The sequence below is a fragment of the Planomicrobium sp. CPCC 101110 genome (genome assembly GCF_007859395.1).
Taxonomy (GTDB): domain Bacteria; phylum Bacillota; class Bacilli; order Bacillales_A; family Planococcaceae; genus Planococcus.
In genome coordinates, this window is record NZ_VOHD01000003.1 from 835,530 (window position 1) to 860,793 (window position 25,264).

27 protein-coding genes and 1 pseudogene are annotated in these 25,264 nt (G+C 34.8%); 25 read left to right on the forward strand and 3 right to left on the reverse strand.

All coding sequences use genetic code 11. The annotated features are described in order from the left end of the window. Window positions 1-7: 7 nt before the first annotated feature. A complete protein-coding gene (locus FQV30_RS04140; RefSeq protein ID WP_255473300.1) occupies window positions 8-802 on the reverse strand; it encodes an SGNH/GDSL hydrolase family protein in 795 nt (264 codons plus the stop codon). A 167-nt stretch (window positions 803-969) separates the two neighbouring features. Between FQV30_RS04140 and FQV30_RS04145 the strand changes: the two genes are divergently transcribed. The 19 genes from FQV30_RS04145 (at window position 970) to ilvA (ending at window position 19,529) form a co-directional block, all read left to right on the forward strand. Further along, window positions 970-1,698: a YveK family protein gene (locus tag FQV30_RS04145; RefSeq protein ID WP_146498863.1), complete on the forward strand. Its 729-nt coding sequence runs from the start codon at window positions 970-972 to the stop codon at window positions 1,696-1,698. Between the two features lie 3 nt (window positions 1,699-1,701). Beyond that, a complete protein-coding gene (locus FQV30_RS04150; protein ID WP_146498864.1) occupies window positions 1,702-2,403 on the forward strand; it encodes a CpsD/CapB family tyrosine-protein kinase in 702 nt (233 codons plus the stop codon). Window positions 2,404-2,451: 48 nt separating this feature from the next. Beyond that, window positions 2,452-3,219 carry a tyrosine-protein phosphatase gene (locus FQV30_RS04155; RefSeq protein ID WP_146498865.1) on the forward strand — a complete coding sequence of 256 codons (768 nt, stop codon included), beginning with the start codon at window positions 2,452-2,454 and terminating at the stop codon, window positions 3,217-3,219. A 357-nt stretch (window positions 3,220-3,576) separates the two neighbouring features. Then, window positions 3,577-4,461 carry a UTP--glucose-1-phosphate uridylyltransferase GalU gene (gene galU / locus FQV30_RS04160; protein ID WP_146498866.1) on the forward strand — a complete coding sequence of 295 codons (885 nt, stop codon included), beginning with the start codon at window positions 3,577-3,579 and terminating at the stop codon, window positions 4,459-4,461. Window positions 4,462-4,519: 58 nt separating this feature from the next. Beyond that, window positions 4,520-5,164: a sugar transferase gene (locus FQV30_RS04165; protein ID WP_255473358.1), complete on the forward strand. Its 645-nt coding sequence runs from the start codon at window positions 4,520-4,522 to the stop codon at window positions 5,162-5,164. A gap of 84 nt (window positions 5,165-5,248) precedes the next feature. Further along, window positions 5,249-6,370, forward strand: coding sequence for a UDP-galactopyranose mutase (gene glf / locus FQV30_RS04170; RefSeq protein WP_146498868.1), 1,122 nt, complete (start codon window positions 5,249-5,251; stop codon window positions 6,368-6,370). Further along, window positions 6,363-7,133, forward strand: coding sequence for a DUF4422 domain-containing protein (locus FQV30_RS04175; protein ID WP_146498869.1), 771 nt, complete (start codon window positions 6,363-6,365; stop codon window positions 7,131-7,133). The genes glf and FQV30_RS04175 overlap by 8 nt, the downstream gene beginning before the upstream one ends. Window positions 7,134-7,136: 3 nt before the next feature. Beyond that, a complete protein-coding gene (locus tag FQV30_RS04180) occupies window positions 7,137-8,513 on the forward strand; it encodes a DUF6418 domain-containing protein (RefSeq protein WP_146498870.1) in 1,377 nt (458 codons plus the stop codon). 27 nt (window positions 8,514-8,540) lie between these two features. Then, entirely contained in the window at window positions 8,541-9,509 is a 969-nt protein-coding gene (locus tag FQV30_RS04185; RefSeq protein WP_146498871.1) for a polysialyltransferase family glycosyltransferase, read from the forward strand. After that, a complete protein-coding gene (locus tag FQV30_RS04190) occupies window positions 9,502-10,548 on the forward strand; it encodes an N-acetylneuraminate synthase family protein (protein ID WP_146498872.1) in 1,047 nt (348 codons plus the stop codon). The genes FQV30_RS04185 and FQV30_RS04190 overlap by 8 nt, the downstream gene beginning before the upstream one ends. Window positions 10,549-10,559: 11 nt before the next feature. Continuing rightward, window positions 10,560-11,696, forward strand: a complete 1,137-nt coding sequence (gene neuC, locus FQV30_RS04195; protein ID WP_146498873.1) for a UDP-N-acetylglucosamine 2-epimerase — start codon at window positions 10,560-10,562, stop codon at window positions 11,694-11,696. Between the two features lie 5 nt (window positions 11,697-11,701). Beyond that, window positions 11,702-12,406, forward strand: a complete 705-nt coding sequence (locus FQV30_RS04200; protein WP_146498874.1) for an acylneuraminate cytidylyltransferase family protein — start codon at window positions 11,702-11,704, stop codon at window positions 12,404-12,406. A gap of 22 nt (window positions 12,407-12,428) precedes the next feature. Then, window positions 12,429-13,658 carry a flippase gene (locus FQV30_RS04205; RefSeq protein WP_146498875.1) on the forward strand — a complete coding sequence of 410 codons (1,230 nt, stop codon included), beginning with the start codon at window positions 12,429-12,431 and terminating at the stop codon, window positions 13,656-13,658. A gap of 148 nt (window positions 13,659-13,806) precedes the next feature. Further along, complete coding sequence (gene galE / locus FQV30_RS04210; RefSeq protein WP_146498876.1) at window positions 13,807-14,817, forward strand: UDP-glucose 4-epimerase GalE; 1,011 nt, start codon at window positions 13,807-13,809, stop codon at window positions 14,815-14,817. A gap of 285 nt (window positions 14,818-15,102) precedes the next feature. Further along, window positions 15,103-15,348, forward strand: a complete 246-nt coding sequence (locus FQV30_RS18315) for an LCP family glycopolymer transferase (RefSeq protein ID WP_370512354.1) — start codon at window positions 15,103-15,105, stop codon at window positions 15,346-15,348. After that, on the forward strand, window positions 15,323-15,772 hold the full coding sequence (locus FQV30_RS18320) for an LCP family glycopolymer transferase (protein WP_370512366.1): 450 nt from the start codon (window positions 15,323-15,325) through the stop codon (window positions 15,770-15,772). The genes FQV30_RS18315 and FQV30_RS18320 overlap by 26 nt, the downstream gene beginning before the upstream one ends. Before the next feature lie 914 nt (window positions 15,773-16,686). Then, window positions 16,687-17,649 carry a family 43 glycosylhydrolase gene (locus tag FQV30_RS04220; protein ID WP_146498877.1) on the forward strand — a complete coding sequence of 321 codons (963 nt, stop codon included), beginning with the start codon at window positions 16,687-16,689 and terminating at the stop codon, window positions 17,647-17,649. A gap of 422 nt (window positions 17,650-18,071) precedes the next feature. After that, window positions 18,072-18,227, forward strand: a complete 156-nt coding sequence (locus FQV30_RS18325) for a sigma 54-interacting transcriptional regulator (protein WP_370512367.1) — start codon at window positions 18,072-18,074, stop codon at window positions 18,225-18,227. Window positions 18,228-18,239: 12 nt separating this feature from the next. Next, complete coding sequence (gene ilvA / locus FQV30_RS04230) at window positions 18,240-19,529, forward strand: threonine ammonia-lyase IlvA (RefSeq protein WP_146498878.1); 1,290 nt, start codon at window positions 18,240-18,242, stop codon at window positions 19,527-19,529. A gap of 220 nt (window positions 19,530-19,749) precedes the next feature. On the opposite strand, the gene FQV30_RS04235 is transcribed toward ilvA, so the two are convergent. Together FQV30_RS04235 and FQV30_RS04240 are read right to left on the reverse strand one after the other, a co-directional pair. Then, a complete protein-coding gene (locus FQV30_RS04235) occupies window positions 19,750-20,178 on the reverse strand; it encodes a hypothetical protein (protein WP_146498879.1) in 429 nt (142 codons plus the stop codon). Window positions 20,179-20,180: 2 nt separating this feature from the next. Next, window positions 20,181-21,110: a hypothetical protein gene (locus FQV30_RS04240; RefSeq protein ID WP_146498880.1), complete on the reverse strand. Its 930-nt coding sequence runs from the start codon at window positions 21,108-21,110 to the stop codon at window positions 20,181-20,183. A 423-nt stretch (window positions 21,111-21,533) separates the two neighbouring features. Here FQV30_RS04240 and FQV30_RS04245 point away from each other — a divergent pair, with 423 nt between their 5' ends. The 6 genes and pseudogenes from FQV30_RS04245 to FQV30_RS17870 all read left to right on the forward strand — a co-directional run bounded on the left by FQV30_RS04245 (window position 21,534) and on the right by FQV30_RS17870 (window position 25,100). Continuing rightward, the gene (locus FQV30_RS04245; RefSeq protein ID WP_146498881.1) at window positions 21,534-22,493 is read left to right on the forward strand and encodes a GNAT family protein; all 960 of its coding nucleotides are present in this window, start codon (window positions 21,534-21,536) and stop codon (window positions 22,491-22,493) included. A gap of 374 nt (window positions 22,494-22,867) precedes the next feature. Continuing rightward, window positions 22,868-23,365: pseudogene (gene darT, locus FQV30_RS18070) on the forward strand (type II toxin-antitoxin system toxin DNA ADP-ribosyl transferase DarT). Window positions 23,366-23,378: 13 nt separating this feature from the next. Beyond that, complete coding sequence (locus FQV30_RS18130; protein ID WP_255473302.1) at window positions 23,379-23,753, forward strand: macro domain-containing protein; 375 nt, start codon at window positions 23,379-23,381, stop codon at window positions 23,751-23,753. A gap of 6 nt (window positions 23,754-23,759) precedes the next feature. Further along, window positions 23,760-24,419, forward strand: coding sequence for a hypothetical protein (locus FQV30_RS18135; protein WP_255473303.1), 660 nt, complete (start codon window positions 23,760-23,762; stop codon window positions 24,417-24,419). 198 nt (window positions 24,420-24,617) lie between these two features. Beyond that, window positions 24,618-24,902, forward strand: coding sequence for a hypothetical protein (locus FQV30_RS04260; protein ID WP_186725514.1), 285 nt, complete (start codon window positions 24,618-24,620; stop codon window positions 24,900-24,902). A 27-nt stretch (window positions 24,903-24,929) separates the two neighbouring features. Next, the gene (locus tag FQV30_RS17870; protein ID WP_186725515.1) at window positions 24,930-25,100 is read left to right on the forward strand and encodes a hypothetical protein; all 171 of its coding nucleotides are present in this window, start codon (window positions 24,930-24,932) and stop codon (window positions 25,098-25,100) included. Window positions 25,101-25,264: the final 164 nt, after the last annotated feature.

Consider the following 25,264-nt stretch of genomic DNA (forward strand, 5'->3'; position numbering starts at 1 on the left):
TCCCCCGTTATTCAGCTATAAAATAGCCTTCTAATTCATTTGTCCAAGTCAGTGCGCCAGTGTCGTTCGGATTTCCTTCTTCAGTTAAATAATCCTGGAGTGCTGGATCGGTAGTACCAGGCCAAGCAGACCAGTGATTAATATACACAATATTGCTTAAAAGAGCAAATTCTTCCAAAGCGTTTACTTGAGTCAAGTAAAACCCGGCACCGAAAATCGGTTGAGGAGGCTGCAGCAGCAAGACCGTATCACTCACTTTACTTTGAATTTGGTTATAAAATGCCAAGATATGTTCATGTTCCACTTCGATTTCAACCAAGCCGTTATTATTTAACGTAAACGGCTCAAGGAGTACTACATCGTATCCGCTAGACAAATCAATGTCTTCCTCCATAAACTCAGCGGAAGTCCCATTAAAAGGAACTCGGTCCACTTCAACAAATCCCGCGTAAGCTTCTTCAATTGCTGCTTCTAGAGTTTCCCCGTACCCCGGCTCGCCCGCATCCATTGCTTCAGACCCGGCAATTAACAATTGAACTTTCTCATCCCTCTCAAATCGGTCCAAGAAAATTTCTTGAACTGAATCATCCATACCAGTTATCAAATTTTCTAGTTGATCCTTCGTTATGACTTCCTCAATCGAGTCCGGAGTTTCCTCCATTTCCTCTTTTTCTTCTATAAGAGGAGCAGCATCCGCCTGCTTTGTGCTAGCAGATGCCAACTTGTCTTTCCATGTTATGTAACTGAATCCTAATATTGCAATGCATGCAATGATGAGCAAAAACACGCCTAATTTTCTCAATTCCTTACTAAACTCCTTCCGTAAATTCATCATTTCTATCCCATAACATATCATAATTAAATCTATTAGCCTATAAAACTTTTTAAAAATGGAAGTTCCAAAGGGAAAACATTGTGCTATACTAGCTAAAGCTATTTAAAAAGACCATTAAAGGAGCCACCACGTACATGGAAGAAACCATCAGTTTACAAGATTTACTCAAAACGTTGAAAAAGCGCCTTGGAATGATTGCTTTGCTGACAATTTTGGCTATTACCATTGCCGGCGCTGTATCATATTTGTTTTTGACGCCAATCTACGAAACATCCACACAAATTCTCGTTAACCAGGAAAAAACAGATGCTGCTCAAATGATCAACCAAAACATCCAAGCCGATTTGCAATTGATTAACACATATAGCGTCATCATTAAAAGTCCGGCTATTTTAGACCAAGTAGAAGAGCGGCTGAATCTCGGACTAACAACAGAAGAACTTACTGAAAAAATCACCGTTGCGACAGCGGAAGAATCTCAAGTTGTTAACGTGTCTGTGCAAGATCCGGACCCACAAGTTGCTGTAGATATCGCGAACACAACGGCTAACGTCTTCCAAGAAGAAATCCAGGAACTCATGAGCGTCGATAACGTATCGATCCTGTCTCCTGCAGTATTAAAAGAAGATTTAGCACCTGTTGCGCCGAATCCAATGATGAATATGGCAATTGCAGCCGTTATCGGTTTGATGCTCGGGGTAGGGATAGCGTGCTTGCTTGACTATTTAGATACAACAATGAAAATTGACCAAGATATCGAAGACATTTTAGGGATTCCATTGCTTGGAGTTATCTCGCCAATCCAGGAAAAAGCAGAGTTAACTGAAAAAGCAGCAACATCTTCCAGAAGGAGAGCGGGTTAAACGATGGCTAGACAGAAAAAAGTATTGCAGCAAACTGCTCGTAAACTCATTGCGTTTACAACACCAAAATCATACGTAGCTGAACAATTCCGGACACTTCGGACAAATATTACCTTCTCTTCACCGGATAGCGACATCCGGACGATGGTCGTCACTTCGGCGGCACCATCAGAAGGCAAGTCGACAACTTCCGCAAATTTAGCTGTAGTCTTCGCCCAAGAAGGAAAAAGGGTTTTGCTAGTTGATGGCGATATGCGCAAACCGACAACGCATTACACATTTCATATGGGGAATACAATCGGCCTTTCAAGCATCTTGACTCGCCAAGCGGCGGCAGAAGAAGCTATCCGACCAACGGCAGTTGAACGACTGGACCTTTTGACATGTGGACCGATTCCCCCAAACCCCGCGGAACTTTTAGCGTCAAAATCAATGGACTTGTTAATCAAACAACTAAAAGAAAAGTATGATCTTATCATCTTTGATGCACCACCTGTTCTTTCTGTAACAGACGGCCAAATTATTGCCAACAAATGTGATGGAACCGTATTGGTCGTCAATTCAGGAAATACAGAGAAAGAAATGGCGTTAAAAGCGAAAGAGGCCATCACTGCCTCCAACAGCAAAATCATTGGCGCTGTCTTGAATAATTACGAATTGGCCAAAGATAGTCACTATTATCAGTATTATGGCACAACTGAGTAAAAAGGATTTCCTTTTTGCTCTTTTTAAATGCCGTAAGGAGGAAGCGACATGATCGATACACATTCACATATACTGGCCGGGTTGGATGACGGTGCTGAAACGATGGAGCAGACCCGAAAAATGCTTGAAACAGCGGTAAAAGAACAAATTACTGGCATTATCGCCACGCCGCATGCCTATCATCCGAACTTCAAAACCGACTTAACAGCACTAAACAATCAATTGGAAAGAACGAATGCATACATATCGGAACAAGGATTGCCGATAAAAATTTACAGCGGGCAGGAATGCCGCCTATCTGAAAAACTACCTGAACGTTTGAAAACAGGTGAAGCGTTAACGCTTGCCGGTTCTCAATACGTTTTACTCGAACTTCCGTCTTCAGGAGTTCCTGCATACACGATTCAAATTATTCAGCAGTTGATTACGAGCAATTACGTGCCGATTATCGCGCATCCGGAACGTAACCAAGGAATTATTGAAAAACCGGAACGGCTGCGTAAATTATTGCTTCACGGTGCATTGGCACAAGTAACAGCAGGATCCGTAGCGGGTGGTTTTGGTAAAGCGATTCAGCGGACCGCAATGGACTTGATTGATGCCAATCTTATCCACGTATACGGCTCGGACATCCATAACTTGACAACTAGACCGTTTCTTTTTAATGAAGGCTTGGACTACTTAGAGAAGAAGAACTACCATGAAATCATTGATATTATGTTAGAAAACAATGACCGTATTTTATTAAACGAAAACTTGCATGTACTGGAACCTCAAACAGTGCGAAAGTCCAAATGGTGGAAGGTTTTTAATTAAATTGTTTGTCAATTTATTAGTAAATTCAGTATGAAAGCGTTTTATGCTATTTCGTTAAAAAAAGTATAATATTGATAAAAAAACTATATCAATTCCCATAAATAGTATGTTAGAATGAGTTTAGAAGACGACGAACAGGGTATAAGTAACGTTTGGGTTTAGAAGATTAGTCTTTTTACCTAATCAAATTCTTATTAAAAAGTCGATTCGCTGATTGTTTAAGACAATTTGCATCGATTTTTTTTATGAATTTTTATTCCAATATTTAGTATAAAATAGAATCTATATACCTTTATTGATGTAAGTATATTTACTTATATAAAGGCTAGTGAAATTATATTTATAGGAGGAAGAAAAATGAAAAAAGTAACTAAAGCTATTATACCAGCAGCAGGACTAGGAACACGTTTTCTGCCGGCTACAAAAGCAATGCCGAAAGAGATGTTGCCGATCGTCGATAAACCGACAATCCAATATATTGTAGAAGAAGCGATTGCTTCAGGGATTGAAGACATTATTATCGTTACAGGTAAAGGGAAACGTGCTATCGAAGATCACTTCGATAACAATTTTGAACTGGAAGCGAATCTTCTTGAAAAAGGGAAACTCGATCTTTTGGAAAAAGTGGCTCAATCATCTAAAGTTGAAATTCACTATATCAGACAAAAGGAAGCAAAAGGCCTTGGCCATGCGGTATGGAGTGCACGTAAATTCATAGGGAATGAACCGTTCGCTGTTTTACTTGGGGATGATATTGTTCAAGCTGATAAACCTTGTTTAAAACAATTAATTGAACAATATGATGCTACTCAAACTTCCGTTATTGGAGTTCAGCAAGTTCCTGATGAAGACACGAATCGTTATGGGATTATCGATCCTAGAAAATCTCTAGACAGACTTTACCAAGTTAACGAATTTGTTGAAAAGCCGGCATTAGGTACTGCACCATCAAATTTAGCTATTATGGGCCGCTATATTTTAACTCCTGAAATTTTTGACCTTTTAGAAAAACAAGAGGTTGGAGCAGGTGGGGAAATTCAATTAACCGATGCAATTCAAAAGTTAAATGAACTTCAAAACGTCTTCGCTTATGATTTTGAAGGGAAGCGATATGATGTTGGAGAAAAGTTTGGATTTGTAAAAACGACAATTGAATTTGCGTTGGAACATCCAGAACTAAAAGAAGATTTAATACAGTACATTATGCAATTGAAAAATCAATTTACTAAAGAGATGGTATAAGAGCTAAAAGGAGGAATACCAATTGAGAGGTCAAGAAGAATTAATATACAACACAGCAATAAATCAAGATGAAACCATTGCTATAAAAAGTAGTTATAAACTCATAAAAAGAACAATAGATATTTTAGGAGCGATAGTCGGTTTATTCATATTGCTATTGTTTTTAATTCCGTTAATTCCTTTTTATTTAATAGGTAGTAATCGTGGGCCTTTATTTTTTAAACAACAACGTATTGGGCAAAATGGAAAGCAATTTGGTATTTATAAATTTCGCTCGATGATCCGGAATGCTGAAGAAGTTTTGAAGGAAGATAAAGAGCTATACGACAAGTATGTAGCAAACAGTTATAAACTTGAACCAGACGAAGATCCAAGAATCACTTCTTTTGGAAGATTTATTCGTAAAACTAGCTTAGATGAGCTTCCACAATTTTTAAATGTTCTTAAAGGGGAAATGAGTCTAGTTGGACCAAGACCAATCGTCCAAATTGAATTAAATGAATATCGAGATAAAAAGGATTTATTTCTCTCTGTAAAGCCAGGTATAACTGGATACTGGCAGACTTGTGGAAGAAGCGAAGTTAATTATCCTGAACGTGTTGATGTTGAGCTTCACTATATGTATAACCAGTCGCTGATACTAGATTTAACTATTTTATTTAAAACAGTTGTTCAAGTATTGTTGAGAAAAGGGGCTTATTAATAGCAAAGACTTTAGAAGTGAAATCTTATATAAGTTTTTAAATTTAAGACGTGAAATCTATATAAATTAGAATAGAGGATTATAATGACTAACAATAAAACTTATGATTATTTGATTGTGGGTGCAGGATTATATGGAGCGGTATTTGCTTACGAAGCTTCTAAACGCGGTAAAACTTGTCTGGTAATAGATAAAAGATCTCACATTGGTGGAAATGTATATACTGAAAAGGTAGATGGAATAAACATACATAAATACGGGGCACATATATTTCATACCAACAGTAAAGAAATATGGGATTACGTAAATGGGTTTGTAGAATTCAATCGGTATACAAATTCCCCGGTTGCAAATTACAAAGGTGAAATTTACAATCTTCCTTTTAACATGAATACTTTTAATAAGCTATGGGGCGTTATAACTCCAGAAGAGGCTAAAGAAAAAATAGAAAAACAGAAGAATGCAAGTGGAATAAAAGAACCGAAAAATTTAGAAGAACAAGCCATCTCTCTTGTAGGAACTGATATTTATGAAAAACTTATTAAGGGATATACAGAAAAACAATGGGGAAGAGCTGCAGCAGAATTACCCGATTTTATTATAAAAAGACTACCTGTAAGATTCACTTACGATAATAATTATTTCAATGATAAATATCAAGGAATACCGATAGGTGGCTATACAGCTATTATCGAAAAAATGTTTCAAGGTGTGGAAGTAAGATTAGAAACAGATTTTTTTGAGGATCGAACAAACTTTGAAAATATCGCTCAGAAGATTATATTTACTGGAATGATTGATGAGTATTTTAATTACCAGTTTGGGGAATTAGAATATAGAAGTTTAACTTTTGAAACGGAAAAGATGGAAATTCCAAATTACCAAGGAAATGCTGTAGTAAACTACACGGATCGAGAGACTCCTTATACGAGAATCATCGAACATAAACATTTTGAATTTGGCACTCAAGATACAACCATTGTGACAAAAGAATATCCGTCAGAATGGGAAAAAGGAAAAGAATCATACTATCCTATCAATGACGAAAAAAATAGCCAACTTTATAAGAAGTATAAAGAATTAGCGGACAATGAAGATGATGTAATATTTGGCGGAAGATTAGCTACATACAAGTATTACGATATGCATCAAATTATTGGAGCTGCTTTAACTCAAGTAGAAAAGGAATTCAAGAAAAATGAATAATATTAAAATTTTAGTAGCTACCCATAAGAAGTATAAAATGCCTGATAATGATATTTATTTACCTTTACATGTGGGACGAGAAGGAAAAGAAGACTTAGGGTACCAAGGGGATAACACGGGAGATAATATCTCTATAAAAAATCAAAGTTATTGTGAGTTAACAGGACTTTACTGGGCTTGGAAAAATTTAGATTGTGATTATATTGGTTTGTGCCATTATAGAAGATATTTTACTACCAAAAAAGCGAAAAGAAAATCTAAAACAGAATTTGACAATTTTAATTCGATTCTAAATGAACAAGAAATTAAAGAATTAATGGGGAATAGTGAAATTTTACTCCCTTCGCAAAGAAATTACTATATTGAAACGATATGGTCTCATTATAAAAATGCTCATCATATAAAAGATTTACAAGAGACTCAAAATATTATTGAAAAACTTTATCCAGATTACTTAAACAGCTTTAATGAAGTAATGAGTGGAAAAAAACTTCATTTATACAATATGTTTGTAATGAAAAAAAGTGACTTTGATTCTTATTGCGAATGGTTGTTTACGATATTATTTGAGTTAGAAAAAAGAACTGATTTAACTACTTATGATGCATATCAGAAACGAATATTTGGTTTTATGAGCGAAAGATTATTTAATGTTTGGATACATAAAAAGGGGTTGAAAATTAGCAAATTAAAGATTTTAAGTTTAGAAGGAATAAAATGGGGAGATAAAATTTATAAATTTTTAGCTCGAAAGGTAAGCTGATTTATGAAATACCAATATGGCTTTACTCATATGCTTTTGTTTCTTATTTTAGAATTTTTTTATATAAGCTTTGACTATTTAAATCATTATATTGTTTTAATTATATTTTTATCTTATATAATTAATGTTTTTATCTTTAATAGAAATTTTATGCTCAGATATATTTATATAATTTTTTACATTGGTTCAAATATAATAGGAATTTTCTTGATTGAAACAGATTATTTTTACTTATCCGAATTAAGAACATATTCTTTTAATAATAACTCCTTTTTGATGATTATTTTAGCTCATGTTTTTTTTATTGAAACCCTAAGATTTTTAGATTCAAAGAAAAAAGAGAGTAATTTTATAAAAAAATCTATAATTCAATACAAAAACTTTAGGATTGAAAAATCTCAATTTCTGCAAATACTTATATGGATATTTCTTATTCTATTTTTATTCATGTTTAGTCGGGTGATAGATACACCTTTCTTTGAAGTTAAGCTTGATCGGTTTTTATATAAAGATCAATATTTAGGGATATGGGATAAAATTTCTAATTCGATACTATATTTTTCTGGGCTTATAGGGTTATATTATTTTCATACAAAAGATAAAAAAGTATTGATTTTCCTTTTCATGATTTTTACTTACCTATTTTGGATAGGTCATAAATTTTCTATTTTTCTAAGCTTAGGTTATATAATATTTTTGCCATTTATATGGTACGTTTCAAAAAAAGTTGTTAACAAAATAATTATAGCAAGTATTGGAGGAATCCTTCTTTTAATAATTATAGTATCTCTCCAAAGTTTTATAGTATATGAGAGAAACTATAGCGAAAACAATGAATACATCAAAATGAGATTAGCTCAACAAGGGCAATTGTGGTGGGCTACCTACGGAGTAGAAAAAGGAAAAGAAAATAACCTTCAAGAAATTTCAGAAGAATTTAATACTTTTTTTAGAATAAAAACTGACAAAAATGACCTGTATAATTCTGGAATCTATAAGATTATGAAACTTACAACTCCATATGATGTATTTGTGCAAAAAGTAAATTTAAAAAATAGTAGATATGCCTATTCTACTCAAGCAACAATATATTATTATTTCAAAGGGTTAGGTTTGATACTTTTTTCCATAATTTCTGGAATAATATACTTTTTTGTAATTAATAAATTAATAAAAAATATTCAATTATATAGAATTATTCCTACTATTTTATATACTAGATTATTATTAATTTGTAACAATGTTTTATTACAATCAGACTTTAATAAATTTTTTTCTTTGGAAGTTATCTTGATAATAACTATTCTAGCTGTTCATTCTATAATAACTAAAAATTTAACGAAGAAACATGTTAGAACTAGTAATATTAGTAAAAATTAAATCAAATAAGTAAAACGAGGAAATAAAATGAATTTATTTGTATGTTCCACGCCTTATCATATATTTGTAAGTATATGTTTGCTTAATTCGAAAAATGAAAAAGGTATATTCTATTTAACTACACATGATAGTCTTTCTGAAAAAAACTTTAACAAGTATAAAGAAAAGCTTTTAGAACTAGAAAATGTTGTAGAAGTATATATTAGAAAAAGAGACAAAATAAAGGAATGGATGCTGATAGAAGGAATAATAGACAAGTTTGAATATATTAAATTGAAAAAAGTAATAAAAACAAGTACGGTATATATTTTTCCTTGGAATCCATATTCTTTATATACAATTACAAATTTTATATATACCAAATCGAAACAATTGCATCTAGTCGAAGATGGATCAAATCTCCACCAATATAAAAAGCCTAGAATTATTAAAATTATGGTAAAGAAATTTGTTTATGGAGTAAAAACAAATTTCTATAAAGACAAAAAATTAAAAAGTATACTAGTTCAATACCCTAGTAAATATCCGGATTTTCTTAAACCAAAACTCACTCTGTTAGATCTAAATAATCTTATGAATAAGTTAGACCAAGAATTAAAAAACAAAATATTAAATGTCTTTTTGTCAACTAGATCGACTAATGCTATAGCAAGTTTGAAAAATAAAAAAAATTCCATTATAGTATTAAGCCAACCTTTATCAGAAGATGGATACTTAAGTGAAAAAGTGAAAATAGGCTTATATCAAGAAATAATTGATCGCTATAAAAACGAATACTCTATGATTATAAAAAAGCACCCTAGAGAGAAAACAAATTATAATCTCGAAAATGTAATTGAATTAGATGGTGAATTTCCTAGTGAAATTTTTGCTTTATTGAATCTAAAATTCAATAAAGCAATCGGAATTTGCACAAGCGCAATCGACACAATAGAAGCTGATGAAAGAATAAATACTAATAGTGAATTTTTTAAAAGGGGAAATATAAATGAGTAAAGCATATATAGAAATTGCAGAACGAAAAATTGGCGAAGAATATAAGCCAGTAGTAATTGCTGAAATTGGAATAAACCATGAAGGCAACTTAGAGCTAGCAAAAAAAATGGTTGACGCTGCTTATGGAGCGGGGGCAGAAATTATTAAGCATCAAACCCATGTAGTGGAAGATGAAATGAGTAAAGATGCAAAAAGTGTAATTCCAGGAAATACCGATGTATCAATCTATGAAGTTATGGCTAGATGTGCTTTGGACGAAGAAGATGAAACAGCTTTAAAAAATTATGTAGAAGCCAAAGGAATGATTTTCTTAAGTACACCATTTTCAAGAGCAGCAGCTGAAAGGTTAGAAAGAATGGGTGTTTCTGCTTACAAGATTGGATCAGGAGAATGCAATAACTATCCTTTAATTGAACTTATAGCATCTTATGGAAAGCCAATGATTGTATCAACAGGAATGAACGATATTCAAAGTGTTCAAAAGACAGTTGATATATTAGAAAAATACAATGTTCAGTATTGTTTGTTACACTGCACAAACGTTTACCCTACTCCAGCGTCGCTAGTGAGATTAGGTGGAATGCAAGAATTGCAATCTGCTTTTCCTAATGCAGTTATAGGATTATCAGATCATACGGTAAACAACAATGCATGTTTAGCTGCAACGGCTCTAGGTGCGTCTGTTTTAGAGCGGCATTTTACAGATTCAATGGATCGCCCGGGACCGGACATAGTTTGCTCAATGGATCCTAAAGCATTGTCAGAACTAATCAAAGGAAGTGCTGAGATTGCAGAAATGAGAGGCGGAAAGAAAGAGGCCGCTGCTGAAGAAAAAGTAACTAGTGATTTTGCATTTTCAACTATCGTTGCAATCAAAGATATTAAAGCAGGAGACGTTTTAAGCGAAAAGAACATTTGGGCAAAGAGACCTGGAACGGGTGAAATTAAAGCAGAGCATTTTAACTCAATTATAGGTAAGAAAGTTTTGGTTGATATAGTAAATGATGAACATTTAAAATGGGCTGACATAGCAAAGTGAGTGAAGTAGTTATGAAAAAAGTATTGTTTCTAACAGGCACCCGTGCAGATTATGGAAAAATAAAATCGCTTATGAAGCAAGTTGCGAAAAGCGAAGTTTTGGAACTTAATATCTTTGTAACCGGGATGCATATGCTATCTAAATACGGTTCTACATGGAAAGAGATAGAAAAAGATGGCTTTAAAAATACTTATCATTTTATAAATCAAAGTTACAATTCTACTATGGATATTGCTTTAAGTAATACAGTTTTAGGATTAAGCAATTATGTTCATGAGCATAAACCTGACTTGATAGTGATACATGGTGATAGATTAGAAGCACTTGCTGGTGCAATTGTGGGAGCTTTCAACAACATTAAAGTCGCTCATATAGAGGGTGGAGAAGTATCTGGAACAATTGACGAATCTATTAGACATGCTATTACAAAGTTTTCCCATATTCATTTTGTAAGTAATGAAGAAGCTAAAAATAGAGTAGTTCAATTAGGTGAAGATCAAGAAAGTATTTATGTAATAGGGTCTCCAGACATGGACATTATGGTGTCTGATACCCTGCCAGATATTGAAAAGGTAAAAGAAAGATATGAAATACCATACGATGAATATGGTATTCTTATGTATCATCCTGTGACTACTCAGGTAGAAGAACTTTCAAACAACTCAAAGGAAATTATTGATGCATTGATTGAGTCGAACAAAAACTATGTTGTGATTTACCCAAATAATGACTCTGGAAGTTCGATAATATTGAAAGAATACGAAAGAATTATTAACAATGAACGTTTTAAAGTATTCCCTTCCATGAGATTTGAGTACTTTCTAACTTTATTAAAAAATAGCGACTTTATAATAGGGAATTCAAGTGCAGGTATAAGGGAAACAGGTTTATATGGAATTCCTTCAATTGATTTAGGTACTAGACAGAAAGGCAGATACAGTATCGAAGAAGAAGGAAATATCGTGCATGTTAAGGAAGAAAAGAATCAAATATTAAATGCTATTCAACAACTTAACGGAATACAATATTTTCCGGTTAATTTTGGAGACGGCAGAAGCGATGAAAAATTCATAGAAATAATAGAAAAAATACTTGGGAGTAATATTGATATACAAAAAACATTTAGAGATGTTTATTATAAGGTGTGATGATTTTGTATCAAAACAAAAAATTATTAGCAATTATTCCTGCGCGCGGTGGAAGTAAAGGAATCCCAAATAAAAATATTATTCAAGTTGTAGGGAAACCCTTGATAAAATATTCCATAGATGAGGCGTTAAAATCAAAATATCTTGATGCTATTGTTGTATCTACAGAAGATGAAGCTATAAAAAAAGTAGCATTAGAGTGCGGAGCAGAAGTACCCTTTCTACGACCTATAGAGTTAGCAGCAGATACTTCTAGAACGATAGATGCCCTTATCTATACTTTGAGAAAACTAGAAAAAGAAGGAAGAAAATATGACTATATAGTCTTATTACAACCTACTCAACCTTTAAGAAAAAGTTGGCATATAGATGAAGCTATTGAGAAGATAGTCGAGGTAGATGCCGACAGTCTTGTAAGTGTTTCAGAAGTTAATGAACATCCCATATTAATGAGAACTATCGATGAAAAGAATAGAGCAAACAATCTATTAGAAATAAAGAGCACTGTTAGAAGGCAAGATTTTTCGAAAATTTATAAGGTTAATGGATCTGTATATATAAATAAAATCAATGAAAATTTCAATTATGATACTAGCTTAAATGATAATAGCCTAGCTTATATAATGGCAAGAGAGTTTGATGTGGATATAGATGAAATATTTGACTTGGAAATTTTTAAGCTACGATTAGAAAACAATTCTCCAAGTTAGGATATAAAAAGGAAGTAACAGTTTGATAAATATATTAAAAGCTAAAAATATAAACAGAAGTGATTTTAAAGCAAAGTTAGTAGAATCATTTTTTGGAAAAGTTTCGTTCATATTATTTACTATGGTTTTTTCATTAGTTTGTACCCGTTTATACGGAGCAGAATTATTTGGTCAATACACTTATGCTTTCTCAATTATTACTCTACTGATGATATTTGCAAAAGCAGGATTTGATAACAGTTTAGTATATTACATTCCAAAAAGCGGAAACAAATATATTAGCTTTAGCTTTTTAGTTAATGCTGCAGTTTCTTTTATTCTCGTATTAATATCTATGTTTTTTATTTGGGATCATTTTGTTAGAGTAATGTTGCCTTTAATTTGGTTAGTATCTGTAGAGCAAATATTTTTCGGAATTTATAGAGCAAATGGCAATTTAAAAAAGTATTACTATATTAATGGTTTTCTTTCATTAGTAATAAGAATACTCATAATAATTTCATTCTATTTCATATTTGGAAAAAATTTCGTTGGTATTGTAGTTGGTGTATATTTTTCATACTTATTGTCTAATTTTCTTTACTTTTTACAAAATAGACATATTTTTGGAAAAGTAGCTTATGATAAACAGTACTTATCGTATTCTTTATCCTTAGTACTTGCAGCAGTTATGGGCGTGGCGATGGATAGAGTAGATATAATTATGCTAGGGAATATGACCAACATGGAAAATGTGGGTATCTATCAAATAGCAATACAAGTAGCAAATATACTTTTCATGGTTTTAGTTATATTTGATACAGTATTTGGTCCTCAAATATCAAATCTCTTCCATACCAACAAATTAGAAGAATTAAGAAATTTATATGTAAAGTCTACTCGTATATTAGGTCTGATATCTTTAATTTTTTTTACAACTCTATTATTAGGAAGTCCAATTGCTCTTTCTCTATTTGGGCCAGAATTTATTGAAGGTAAAAGTGCATTAATTATGCGATCTTTTGGTCAATTTATCAATGTTGCAGTAGGGAGTGTTTGGCTAATGTTAGCTATGACTGGAAGACCAAAATTCCATATATATGCTAACTTAACCGCATTTTCAATAAATATAATTTTAAACTATATGCTGATACCGAAATATGGAGTTGATGGTGCTGCTTTTTCGACAATGCTGTCAATGGTTCTTGTAAATCTCATAGGCTATGTAATGGTATCGAAAGTTTTTAAGCTGAAAGTATATAAATATTTCTAGAAAATTTATTAGTATAGTATTTCGCGTATTCCGATATTAATAACTGATAGTAATTATATTTATAAGCATTTACAAATTAGTGTGGAAAGTAGAAAATATTTATTTTGATATTAATGGTTTGTTAAAAGACGAAAAGAGGAGATAAAAGATGACTATCTTAGTAACCGGCGGTGCTGGATATATCGGTAGCCACACAGTACTTTACCTAACAGAGCAGGGAGAAAAAGTAATTGTACTTGACGATTTTTCTACTGGCCATAAAAAAGCGATTGAAGGAACTGTGTGCTACGAAGGGAAAATACATAACTCTGAATTACTAGATAAGATATTCATTGAGAACTCTATTGATTCTGTTATTCATTTTGCAGCAAGTTCTTTAGTAGGTGAAAGTGTTACCAATCCTTTAAAGTACTATGAAAATAATGTAATGGGAACTTTTAACTTAGTTAAAAAGATGGCCGAATACAATGTGAAAAATATTGTTTTTTCTTCTACAGCAGCTACGTATGGTGAACCGAAATCAATTCCTATAAAAGAAGAAGATGCTACAGTCCCTACTAATCCATATGGTGAAACAAAACTAGCAATTGAGAAACTATTGAAGTGGAGTGATGAAGCATATGGTTTAAAATCCATCGCCCTTCGCTATTTTAATGCTGCCGGTGCTGATCCAGAAGGAAGAATAGGAGAAGATCATAATCCAGAATCTCATTTGATTCCCATTGTTTTACAAGTGGCTTTAAGAAAACGTAATTCTTTAAAAATATTTGGGGATGATTACTCTACTGAAGATGGGACTTGCATACGAGATTATATACATGTTTTAGACTTAGCGCAAGCTCATTACTTGGCAGTAAAAAAACTTCGAGAAGAAAAGAAAAGCGCTATTTATAATTTAGGAAATGGTACTGGATTTTCAGTAAAACAAGTAGTTGATGCATGTGAAAAAGTAACAGGCCGTTCAATACCTACAGAAATTGCACCGAGAAGAGCAGGAGATCCAGCAATACTCATCGCTTCTTCTCAAAAAGCGCAAATTAATTTACAATGGAAACCTCAATACTCTGATTTAGAGTCGATGGTTAAACATGCTTGGAATTGGCATCAAAATAATGTGAACGGATATAATGAAACCTTTGTTTATAATTCAAAGGTATAGAATCTTTAGTAAAGATTTGGATTGAGGTTTAAGGAATGGAAGAAAAAAGTTTTACTAAAAAAGGAAAACCTAAACACCTTTGGAGTAAAATTAGCTTAGCTGTAGTATTACTAATTTTTATTGGAGTAGGAGCTTATACATTCTCGATTTATACTCATACAAAACAAACGATAAATGAAGAGATGCAGAGGAATTAAAGGAAAAGATCGGTAGAAAACGCCATTAAATATGTTATTATTGAATGTTGATTAGCGCCCAGGAAACAGTGGACACTCAGATGTTCTAATGGTAGTATCCATTAACCCTGCTGATGACAAAATACAAATTATTAGTATTCCTCGAGATACACGGACGCTTATTGTTGGAAAAGGAAATGAAGGTAAGATTAACCATGCTTATGCTTTTGGCGGAACCGATATGTCGATAGTTACTGTAGAAAACCTTCTTGATATCGATTTAGATTATTACATTGAAGTGAATATGGAAGGTCTATCTGATATGGTTGATGCTTTGCGAAATTACGGTCAATAATGAACTGGATTGGTATGACGAAGGATATTATAAAAAGAATTCTCATAATAAACAGGGGAAAATTGCGCTAGATGGTTCGAAATCTATGGGCTATGTCCGGATGCACCATCTAGATCCCGATGGTGATTTTGGACGGACAAAGCGTCAACGACAGATTATTGAAGCAATTCTAACAAAGAGTGCAAGTGTAAAATCTGTCAGTAAAACAAATGAGATGCTTGCAGTGCTAGGGGCGAGCATGTCAACAAATACGGATTTTAATGATATGAAAAATCTTTTAATTAACCATGCAGATGTACGAAAAAATGTAACCAGTTATAGGATAAAAGGTGATGGCAACATGTTAAATAGCATCTATTATTTAATTATATCTAAAGAGGAAATTTCGAAAGTTCATGAAATGATAAGTGATATAAAATTTTAATAAAAGCTTTATCAAAGCTCCACTTTCTAATTTATAGAGAGTGGAGCTTTTACTATTAAGTTACAGATTATTAATTCGAATCTAGGTCAAATGTTGTGATTAATAAAAATATGCTAAGTATATATAACTCTATTGAGTTTTAAATGTTTATAAGAAAATAAAAACAGGTAAGATAAAAAAAACAAAAGATACATAAATAAGAGGTGTTCTTATGTGGATAATTTTATCAATAATAAGTGTAATTCTTTTAACAGTAGTTTTTTCATTAGTTAGCACAAGTTCTCACGCAGAAGTGATAAGCGAAAGACAGCGAGAAGAATTGAGATCTAAAAAATATGATAAAGGTCTAAATTGACTAAATAGAAACCTAAATTTTGAAAAAAATCTCTAGTTTAATAGAATATTTTTTGAGTTTGGTAATATTATCTCAGCTTAATGCTTAGATAGAAACTATATGTTTCTACCATGCAATGACATAGTATCTACTAAATGAAATGGTACCTTTATATGATTAATGTATATACCCAATGGTGTGACATTTTTTATAAGAGGTATTTTTTATATTCTTTAATATTTTTTAGCATTATGAGTTTAAAGAGCAAAATTTCTATCTATAAATATTGTTTTAGTTAAGGACAATTTAAGACTGCTTGCGGCGGAGGTAGTTGTACAGGCTGAAAAAAAGGAACTGAGAAAACTTTTAGAAAAAAGATAACTCATAATGGAATTGAAAAGATTTTAATTTCTTATAATATTAAGGAATTTTAGGCAAGAAATTAATTCATTTTTGTTAGGTTTAACTAATAATATAAATTTGTTTATCTAGCCTTTTATAAAATACAGAAGATAAATTATATCTTTAATTTTTTTGAAGAAAATAATGATTATATAAAACTGATTGGGGGAATAGATTTATGATTAAATTAGCTAAAATTTATATTATATTGATAGTTTTATCAATCAGTGCTATAGAAACAAATGTAGACTTTACTCAAAAATCATTTGCTGCTACATCAACTAATGTTAAAAAAAAGTCTGATGAGTATATAATATATTCTTTTTTTAAGAATAATTCGGACACGAATACTGGAATATATGTATCGACTGATGGAGAAAGAATCAATAAGATTAATAAAAAAAAATTAAATCTTGCTAATTTACGTGATCCGTCAATTACTTTTTTCGGAGGATGGTTTTTAATTGCTTATACAGGATATAATCCGCAAGATTTTAAAATTTCAAAGTCAAAAGATTTAATTAATTGGACTACAGAAGAAATTGACTTAAATTTATATCAATCTGATTACAATAAGATATGGGCTCCAGAATTTTTTGTAGACGGCAATAAACTTTATGTTTTGCTTTCTAATCGCGAAGGTGCTGATATTAAAGATATTAAAGGAAAAAGCATACCAAAGTTTAAACCATATATTACGGAATGTCTCGATATTAAGAGTTTAAAGTTTTCAACACCAAAACCTTTAAAATTAGACAACGGTAATAAAATTGATCCAAGTATGATTAAACATAAAGGCGAATACTATATGTTCATTAAAAATGAATATGATAAAAAAATAGAATTATGGAAAAGTAATAGAATAACAGGAAAGTATAAAAAAATTAGCAATAGTATTGAACCATTATCTAACACAGAAGGTATTTCGATTATTAAATATAATAAAAAATTTTATTTATATGGTGATAGCTTTGAAAATGACGCAGGAGTCTATTATTTTACTACAAGTACAGATTTAATAAAATGGAGTGCTAAAAAGAAATTAAAGGCACAAGAGCGCATTAGGCATGGTAGTGCTTATGTAGTATCTAACAAAAAGGCGAAAGTTAGTGTTAAGAATTTTATTAATATGGAAAAATGATTATTTGTGTAGTAGAGCATATTAATTTTTAAAAAGGTGCGCACTCCATTTGTAGTGATAGTTAGTTAACAAGTTTAGCACTTTGGATAATTTATAATGATGTGTTAATATCGATAAATTAAAATAAATTTAAGATTGTTATCTTTTCTCTTGGAACCTCTAGTTATGAACCACTTATAACAAGTAGTAAATATTTCTGTATTGATGGACAGGTTATTGGGGTAGTTAAAGAAGTAAATTGAATTAAATGAACTGATGGCTACGTCTAGGAACCTTTTAGTTTCCGGATGTGGCTTTTTCTATGTCTGTTTTTTAGAAGTTTATAAAGAAACATATAAAAGCGTGTAAAAGTTTAGAAAGTTATAAAGAAACTTAAAAGTGGAGGTAAAAGTACGAAAGTTTCATAAGAAAAAAAGAGGCTGATTGAGGTGGCTAATCACGGAACTTTATTCTTCGATAAAATTGAAAAACTTTCTTTGCGGACGCAAGCAAAGCGGCTTCAAGTGCAACGATATTATCGAAATTTTCTTTCCAATTATGCAATATATTATGGTAGAGTAAGGAAATACAAAAAATAAGAGGTGACCCATATGGCTAGAAACAACATCGAAGAATTGGAAAGGAAAGCAACCTCGTCAAAAGTATCCATTGAAGAGATCATAGTGGCGAATCAAGCGCTCAAGGACGTTGTGATCAAAACGCCGCTGCAGCGAAATGAACTTCTTTCTGTCAGGTACGGCTGCAATGTCTATTTGAAACGGGAAGATTTGCAGGTGGTGCGTTCATTCAAGTTGCGCGGGGCTTATAACTTCATCCGCAGCCTGTCGATAGAAGAACGAAACAAAGGCGTTGTTTGTGCCAGCGCCGGCAACCATGCCCAAGGCGTTGCGTATTCCTGCTTTGCGCTGGGAATTGAAGGAAAGATCTTCATGCCGCTGACAACCCCAAGCCAAAAAGTTTCCCAAGTCAAGCGCTTTGGCGGCGATCGCGTATCGGTCGTCCTTACAGGAGACACGTTTGACGATGCCTACACAGCGGCTGTGGAATCTGGTGCAGCCGAAGGAAAGGTGTTTGTCCATCCTTTCGATAATAACCTGGTTATCGCCGGCCAAGGTACCGTGGCAGTGGAAATCCTAAACGACATGCAGGAGCCGGTCGACTATGCATTTTGTGCTATCGGCGGCGGCGGGTTGGCGTCTGGCATCGGAACGTATTTAAAAGGAATCAGCCCGTCCACGAAACTGATCGGTGTTGAGCCTGCGGGAGCTGCCAGCATGAAGGCATCGCTCGACAGGGGCCAAGTGACCCGTCTCGATTCCATTGATACATTTGTCGATGGCGCAGCTGTTAAACAGGTCGGCGAGTTGCCAGTAGCCATCTGCAGCGGCGTTTTGGATGATATCGCCCTTGTACCCGAAGGCAAAGTCTGCACGACCATCCTGCAGCTGTACAACGAAAACGCGATTGTAGCGGAACCGGCGGGTGCCTTGTCGGTGGCGGCGCTGGATTTCTATCAAGAAGAAATCAAAGGGAAAAATGTGGTATGCGTCATCAGCGGCGGCAACAATGATATTGAGCGGATGCAAGAGATCAAAGAAAAATCGCTCATCTATGAAGGGCTGAAGCATTATTTTATCGTCACGTTCCCGCAGCGTGCCGGCGCACTGCGCAAATTCATGGACCAAGTTCTAGGCGAGCAGGACGACATCACGCATTTCCAATACACAAAACGGACCAACCGCGAAGCAGGCCCCGTCATCGTCGGCATTGAACTGAAGAGCCGGGAAGACTACGTGCCGCTTCTGAGAAGGATGGACGAAAACGGATTTCCTTATAAGGAAATCAACAATGATCCGATGTTATTCAACTTGCTGATTTAATCAGGGAATCTTCTTCTGAAAAGATCTATAAGGCGCTTAGGTAGAAGCCGGAGTATGAATTGGAAGCAATTATTGAAAGTGCTCGGAAGTGGCATTCTAAGTAAGTAGACAAATTAAAGTGTGAACTAATTATTTTCGATGAAATTGAAAAAAGCATCCGCTTTCCTATAACTTCTAGGAACAGCGAATGCTTTTTTACTTTGTAAAAACATGGCCACTCTTATATTTCAATCACTCGATTGCCTTCAATCGTTTTTGTTAATTGGTCCAAATTAGCAAAAGGACTAGTGGAAACAATTTTACTCAGTCCCTGCATTCCTGTACTAATTAATTCCTTGTCGTTTTCTTTAAGTCCTTTGTCAATAATCTCAAAAGATTTATTGATTACGGCCTTTCTTTCATTGAAAAGTTGTTCGAAGATATAGCGGTAAAGATCATATTTTTTCTCGATCTCTGTTAAGAGAAATTCTTTTTGGGCTTGGATTTTTGCGAGTTCACGTTCAGTAACTTTGTGTTCTACATAAGCATCCGTTAGTTTAGAAAATATATCTACTACGTCAGCATTCGGGAGTACATGAGAAACTTCATTTAGCCTCTTTAAGGCTTGAGAAGAATTCTTTTTTGATGAACCCTTGGATAATTCAAACATAATCATTGCTCCTCTTCTTCGAAAACTTTTGTGTCTATTAAAAGTGCAAAGTTGCTTGCAATGCCGCCGATGTAAGCAATGTTTTCGTAATCTTTCTTTGAAAAGTAATTTCTTCTCAGCAGTGTTTTCCGCATCCATTTCACGGACCTGGATATGAACGGCACTCTATATATTTCTTTGAAAACTTTTTGGAACTCTTCTTCAAAAACTTGATTTGATTTCTCTAAAGAGAGGATCAGTTCTTCGGAGCGCTTGTTTATTAAGTCCATTTTTAATATATTGGCTTGGACTTGATCCATCAACTTTATCACTTCTGCCATATTCTTTTCAATTTCAGTAATTTTTTTATTGGCTTGGATATGACTGATAACTCCAGTTAATGCAAGAGCGGGAATCGCAACCAATCCTCCGATAACTGCAGTTCCTGCTGCCATGCCGCCACCGCCAGCAGCTAAAGCGCCGCCTCCAAACCATGCCAAAGTAGCATTTGTCGCTGCTGCTCCGGATAGCCCGGCTAATGCAGTTCCAGTTGAAGCGGTTCCAAAGGTCGAAGCCAAAGCCCAGGCGCCGACCGCTGTGCCTACACCGGTGGATAATCCTTTAGAAGCGTTCATTGCCATGGTGCCGGCTGTGATTGTTGCATCAATTTGATTGAAATTGGCTGTACCCATACTATTCTCAAACTTTTGGTCAACGATATCTCGTTCTTTGCTTTGAAGATTTTTAGAAAGCTTGCTGATCTTTTTAAGGGATTTAACTGCAGCGATTTTAGCTTCTATCACTTCTTCTAATTTGTCATTTACTTGTATCCTTTTGTCTTCCATTTTAGCGTGTAACTGCTGATATTTACTCTGCAAATCATCGTTTTCTTCAATTTTTCTTTCGATTCTTCCATGCGCTCCAAAACTAACGATATTCTTTAAAACTCCCATTGATTAACTTCCCCTTGCCTTAGTAGTAGCACGCAAAGCTATAAGATTTATGTGTGTAGTTTAGCCTATTATAGTTTACATATTCTTCTTTTAAAAGAGGTATTAGAAATAATTGGTGAAACGTGTTCCTGTGCTGGAAAAAAATTAATAATTAACTGCATTGCATAGGAATAAATCTCTTTCTAATAAACTTGATGGCTTTTGGAGATGATTTTTTGTTTTTGCAATTAACATGAGTTGTCCCAATTTAACGGCATACAAAATATTAGTGAAAATATGCTGTTTTTTTTTGATTTTTTCAACCAGCGTGTTCCATTAATTTAACCAGCTTTTAACCTGCTGGGTCTAGTATTCGTCTTAACAATGGAAAGACTGGGGCCATAAAGAGCCAACGGGATCCTTCAAAGGAAAGAGGCTAGGACGATGGGAGACTTGTATGTTGATCAAAGCTTTGGCCGGCTGCATGAAGCGATGGAAAACGGGACGTGCGAGGTGTTTGATTTCTTTCATGCCTTAGGAACGGTGAAGCATGTATTTATCAAGCGGGAGATTCCAATCAGGATGGGCGGAAAGGCTTTCTATGAAATTGTGACGCCTTGTGGATATGGGAGGCCGATGATTGCCGGCTGCAAAGAAGGCGATATACGGAAGTTGGTTTATGAATTCGCGCTTGCATTTGAACGGTACTGCAAGGACCACCATATTGTCTGGGAATACGTGCGTTTTCATCCGGTGATAGGCAATGCGGAAGCGTTTGCCGACTGCTATGATCTCCATTATATCGGCGAAGCATTCGGTACCGATCTGCAGGGGTTTGCAGATCCGGTGCAGGAGGAGTTTTCCGAAAGTGCTAAAAGGGCTGTCTGGAAAGCTTTAGAGGCAGGCGTCGAATACCGGATTACGGAAAAGCCGAAAAATCTCCACCAGTTTCATAAGTTCTATTCTTCCTTTGGTGGAAAAGGCGAAAAGAAATTTAAGGCCGACTTTTTTTGGGAATGCGGGAATTCATTTCGCGAGCAGATTGTGCTTGTGGAAGCGGTGTACAAAGGGCAAGTGATCGGCATGGGTTTGAACTTTCTTGCCAATAATATTTTGCATACTCATCTATTTGTGGTCGATCCTTCTTCTTGCTATCTATCACCGGAACATGTCATGCACTTTGGCCTCACGTTATGGGGAAAAGAGCAGGGCGTGGACCTCCTGCTCGATGGCAGCTGGCTGATCGATCCTAAAGCAACCGGCATGCACATCTTCAAAAAGCAATTCAGCCAGAACACCAGCTTCAAGTATTGCATCGGGCAGCGGGTGTGGGATAGAGAGGTTTACCGGAAGTTATACGGCGTTGCGGAAAACGGGGAGACGGATGTGTATAGTTTTGCTTAAGTGCCAGCGACTAATCATTTATTTCCTATGGCCGATCGAAGCTGACGAGGAAAACCTGGAATGTACCGGATTGTAAAGGTAAAAAGATCTAAAGGTTGTATACGGCTATTGTTTTGGCCGAAGTAGAAAAAGAGGCTCATTCTATCGACCGGAATTGAGCCTCTTTTTTAGCTGCTATTACAGTTCGTAACAGGGAAAGTTATATCGAGTTATGGTTAAATTAATCAAAAGAATCGATAAGGTTGGACGTGGCATTTTAAATGAAGAAATTGCTTTTTCACATGACTCATATTGAAAATTTACAGTCGATCTTTAAAAATCAAGGCTTACTAGCTTACTCAGAACTAGCATCACTAAACAAAACCTAACAGGATATCGCTAATGCAAATATTCAAGACCGGCGATCGACTACACTTGTTCCGCTTGCGCCGGGTGGCGTTCTACATGAATATGTCCCTTTCTATTTTGCACCGCGCTCACCTATGCTATATTCGGTGAAGCACAGTGGAGTGGATTAACAGGACATCGTTTATCTGGTAACCGATACCGTAAAAGTAGAGCAAGGGAATTTGCCTTATCTATTTACAGATGGGCACGCGATTATGTACATAACAGAATTTTACTCGCAATTGAGTGATTTGGATAAAGTGGATTGGGCCATCATGGAAGATAAGTATTGGGGCGATACGGAAGAAGATCCTGACAGAAAACGAAGAAGGCAAGCAGAATTTCTAATTCATCGCCAAGTACCGTTATCTGTTATTGCGGGGTTCGGCGTTATGAACAACCTAGCAAAGGGAAAGGTTGAAAACTTATTGAACTTTTATCAAATCGACAAGCCAGTATTTATACGCCCGCATTTTTATTATTAAGGAGGTGAATAGCATGATTATATCAAAGACAGGGAATTTACTGGAAGATCAAGCAGAAGCTTATGTAAATACCGTCAATACGGTAGGTGTAATGGGGAAAGGAATTGCGTTGCAGTTTAAGCAGGCATTTCCAGAAGTATTCAAGCAATATGCGAAAGACTCTAAGTTTGGAAACTTAAAGATTGGAAAGATGCACGTTGTACAGGTGGAATCTTTGACAAATCCTCAATATGTTATCAATTTTCCGACGAAAAAGCATTGGAAAAATCCATCTGAGATGGCCTATATCGAATCTGGTCTCCAGGATTTGGTGAAAGTGGTAAAAGAGTTGAGCATTCAATCAATTGCAATACCTCCACTTGGTTGCGGAAATGGCGGGCTGGCTTAGGAAGAAGTGCAGCCGAAAATTGAGCAGGCATTCCGAGACGTCCCTATAGACGTTCATTTATATGGTCCTGCCGGTTCTCCTCTTGCTAACCAAATAAAAATAGGAACTGCTGAACCGAATCTGACAAAAGGCCGAGCGTTATTAATATCCCTCATGGACAGTTATTCTGTTCCTGGATATCGTCTTTCTCATTTGGAAATCCAAAAATTGGCGTATTTTTTGCAGGAAGTGGGAGAACCCATGAAATTGCGTTTTGAAAAAAATAAGTATGGACCTTACGCTGAGAACTTAAATCATGTTCTGCAAAGAATCGAAGGTCATTTTATTCGCGGATATGGTGACAGAAGTAGAGAAGCGGAAATCTATCTTTTAGAGGGAGCGGCTTCCTGGGCTGAAACGATACTTGAAAAAGATCAAGATTCTTTAGAGCGATTAAAAAAAGTAAAAGAACTCATTCAAGGTTTTGAAACACCTTACGGACTGGAGTTACTGGCAACTGTTCATTGGGTGATGAAAAATAACTCTGAGTCAGCTAGGGATTTAACTTTTGTCACAAAAGAAGTCCAAAATTGGAACGAGCGAAAAAAGAAATTATTTTCAACAAAACACATTGAGAAGGTATGGCATTACCTTCAATCATTAAAAACGGTATCAATATCGGTATAACAAGCAGCACTGGGATTTCCAGTGCTGTTTTTTTATGTGAAATTCTAATTGAATGGAAGCTGCCTACGCTGCTTCATTCCTCTTTAGTAGATTTTAAAATTTCCTGCCCAAGAATCCTTTCTCTTTTAAAAGTAAACATTCGTTCGTTGTTACATCAAAGCTTCTTAAAAAGATGTATTGGCTTCTGCAGAAGAAGGCGTGGAAATCATTATAGAAAAGGCTAAAAAGAAAGAGGTTAGTACAATATCCAATTCAATGTTATCGTTATTACAGCCCCAAACGGCTGAAGCCGGCTGGTGGAGCAACTTTAACGATTGCCTGTCAAGCCAAGGGATTGCTGGTTGGGCCATAACTTCCCTTTCTGTCATTTGCGGGTTTGCTTGTATTGGATCCGCAGGGGCAGGATGCGTACCGTGTCTGTTGGGAGCGGGTTTATTGACTGAGGGAGTCATTGCCTACTGCATCGGCATGGCTGGAATGTAAGAGCGTTAAAAAGGAGGTATCGAAGCATTGAAAAATCTATTATCAATTATTCTTATCCTGCTGGGTGTCTTGCTGGCCTTAAGCTTATTGGAGATTATTAATATCCCGCTATCAATTGTGTACGTTGCGATTTTCGTAGTAGCTATCGTGCTTTTGATGTTGATGTTTTTCCGGGATGGAAAAACTAAGAACACGTAATTATAAAGGGTTGTTCAAAAGATTATTTCAACGATCTTTTGAACAGCTCTTTTTTGTTAACAGTAAAAGTTTAGCGGGAATACTAAATAGCAATCATTTGGCCGTAAAGGGATGAAATGGAACTCTCGAATGATAGCAAAAGTAAAAGACAGAAGTCCAGTAGA

Bases quoted from the DNA above. Each gene is read 5' to 3' on its own strand.
- FQV30_RS18315 (WP_370512354.1), top strand. From the start codon at position 15,103: ATGGTAGTATCCATTAACCCTGCTGATGACAAAATACAAATTATTAGT.
- FQV30_RS04190 (WP_146498872.1), top strand. From the start codon at position 9,502: ATGAGTAAAGCATATATAGAAATTGCAGAACGAAAAATTGGCGAAGAA.
- galE (WP_146498876.1), top strand. From the start codon at position 13,807: ATGACTATCTTAGTAACCGGCGGTGCTGGATATATCGGTAGCCACACA.
- neuC (WP_146498873.1), top strand. From the start codon at position 10,560: ATGAAAAAAGTATTGTTTCTAACAGGCACCCGTGCAGATTATGGAAAA.
- FQV30_RS04150 (WP_146498864.1), top strand. From the start codon at position 1,702: ATGGCTAGACAGAAAAAAGTATTGCAGCAAACTGCTCGTAAACTCATT.
- FQV30_RS04220 (WP_146498877.1), top strand. From the start codon at position 16,687: ATGATTAAATTAGCTAAAATTTATATTATATTGATAGTTTTATCAATC.
- galU (WP_146498866.1), top strand. From the start codon at position 3,577: ATGAAAAAAGTAACTAAAGCTATTATACCAGCAGCAGGACTAGGAACA.
- FQV30_RS04180 (WP_146498870.1), top strand. From the start codon at position 7,137: ATGAAATACCAATATGGCTTTACTCATATGCTTTTGTTTCTTATTTTA.
- ilvA (WP_146498878.1), top strand. From the start codon at position 18,240: ATGGCTAGAAACAACATCGAAGAATTGGAAAGGAAAGCAACCTCGTCA.
- FQV30_RS04175 (WP_146498869.1), top strand. From the start codon at position 6,363: ATGAATAATATTAAAATTTTAGTAGCTACCCATAAGAAGTATAAAATG.
- glf (WP_146498868.1), top strand. From the start codon at position 5,249: ATGACTAACAATAAAACTTATGATTATTTGATTGTGGGTGCAGGATTA.
- FQV30_RS18130 (WP_255473302.1), top strand. From the start codon at position 23,379: ATGATTATATCAAAGACAGGGAATTTACTGGAAGATCAAGCAGAAGCT.
- FQV30_RS04245 (WP_146498881.1), top strand. From the start codon at position 21,534: ATGGGAGACTTGTATGTTGATCAAAGCTTTGGCCGGCTGCATGAAGCG.
- FQV30_RS18320 (WP_370512366.1), top strand. From the start codon at position 15,323: ATGCTTTGCGAAATTACGGTCAATAATGAACTGGATTGGTATGACGAA.
- FQV30_RS04240 (WP_146498880.1), bottom strand. From the start codon at position 21,110: ATGGGAGTTTTAAAGAATATCGTTAGTTTTGGAGCGCATGGAAGAATC.
- FQV30_RS04155 (WP_146498865.1), top strand. From the start codon at position 2,452: ATGATCGATACACATTCACATATACTGGCCGGGTTGGATGACGGTGCT.
- FQV30_RS04185 (WP_146498871.1), top strand. From the start codon at position 8,541: ATGAATTTATTTGTATGTTCCACGCCTTATCATATATTTGTAAGTATA.
- FQV30_RS04145 (WP_146498863.1), top strand. From the start codon at position 970: ATGGAAGAAACCATCAGTTTACAAGATTTACTCAAAACGTTGAAAAAG.
- FQV30_RS04235 (WP_146498879.1), bottom strand. From the start codon at position 20,178: ATGTTTGAATTATCCAAGGGTTCATCAAAAAAGAATTCTTCTCAAGCC.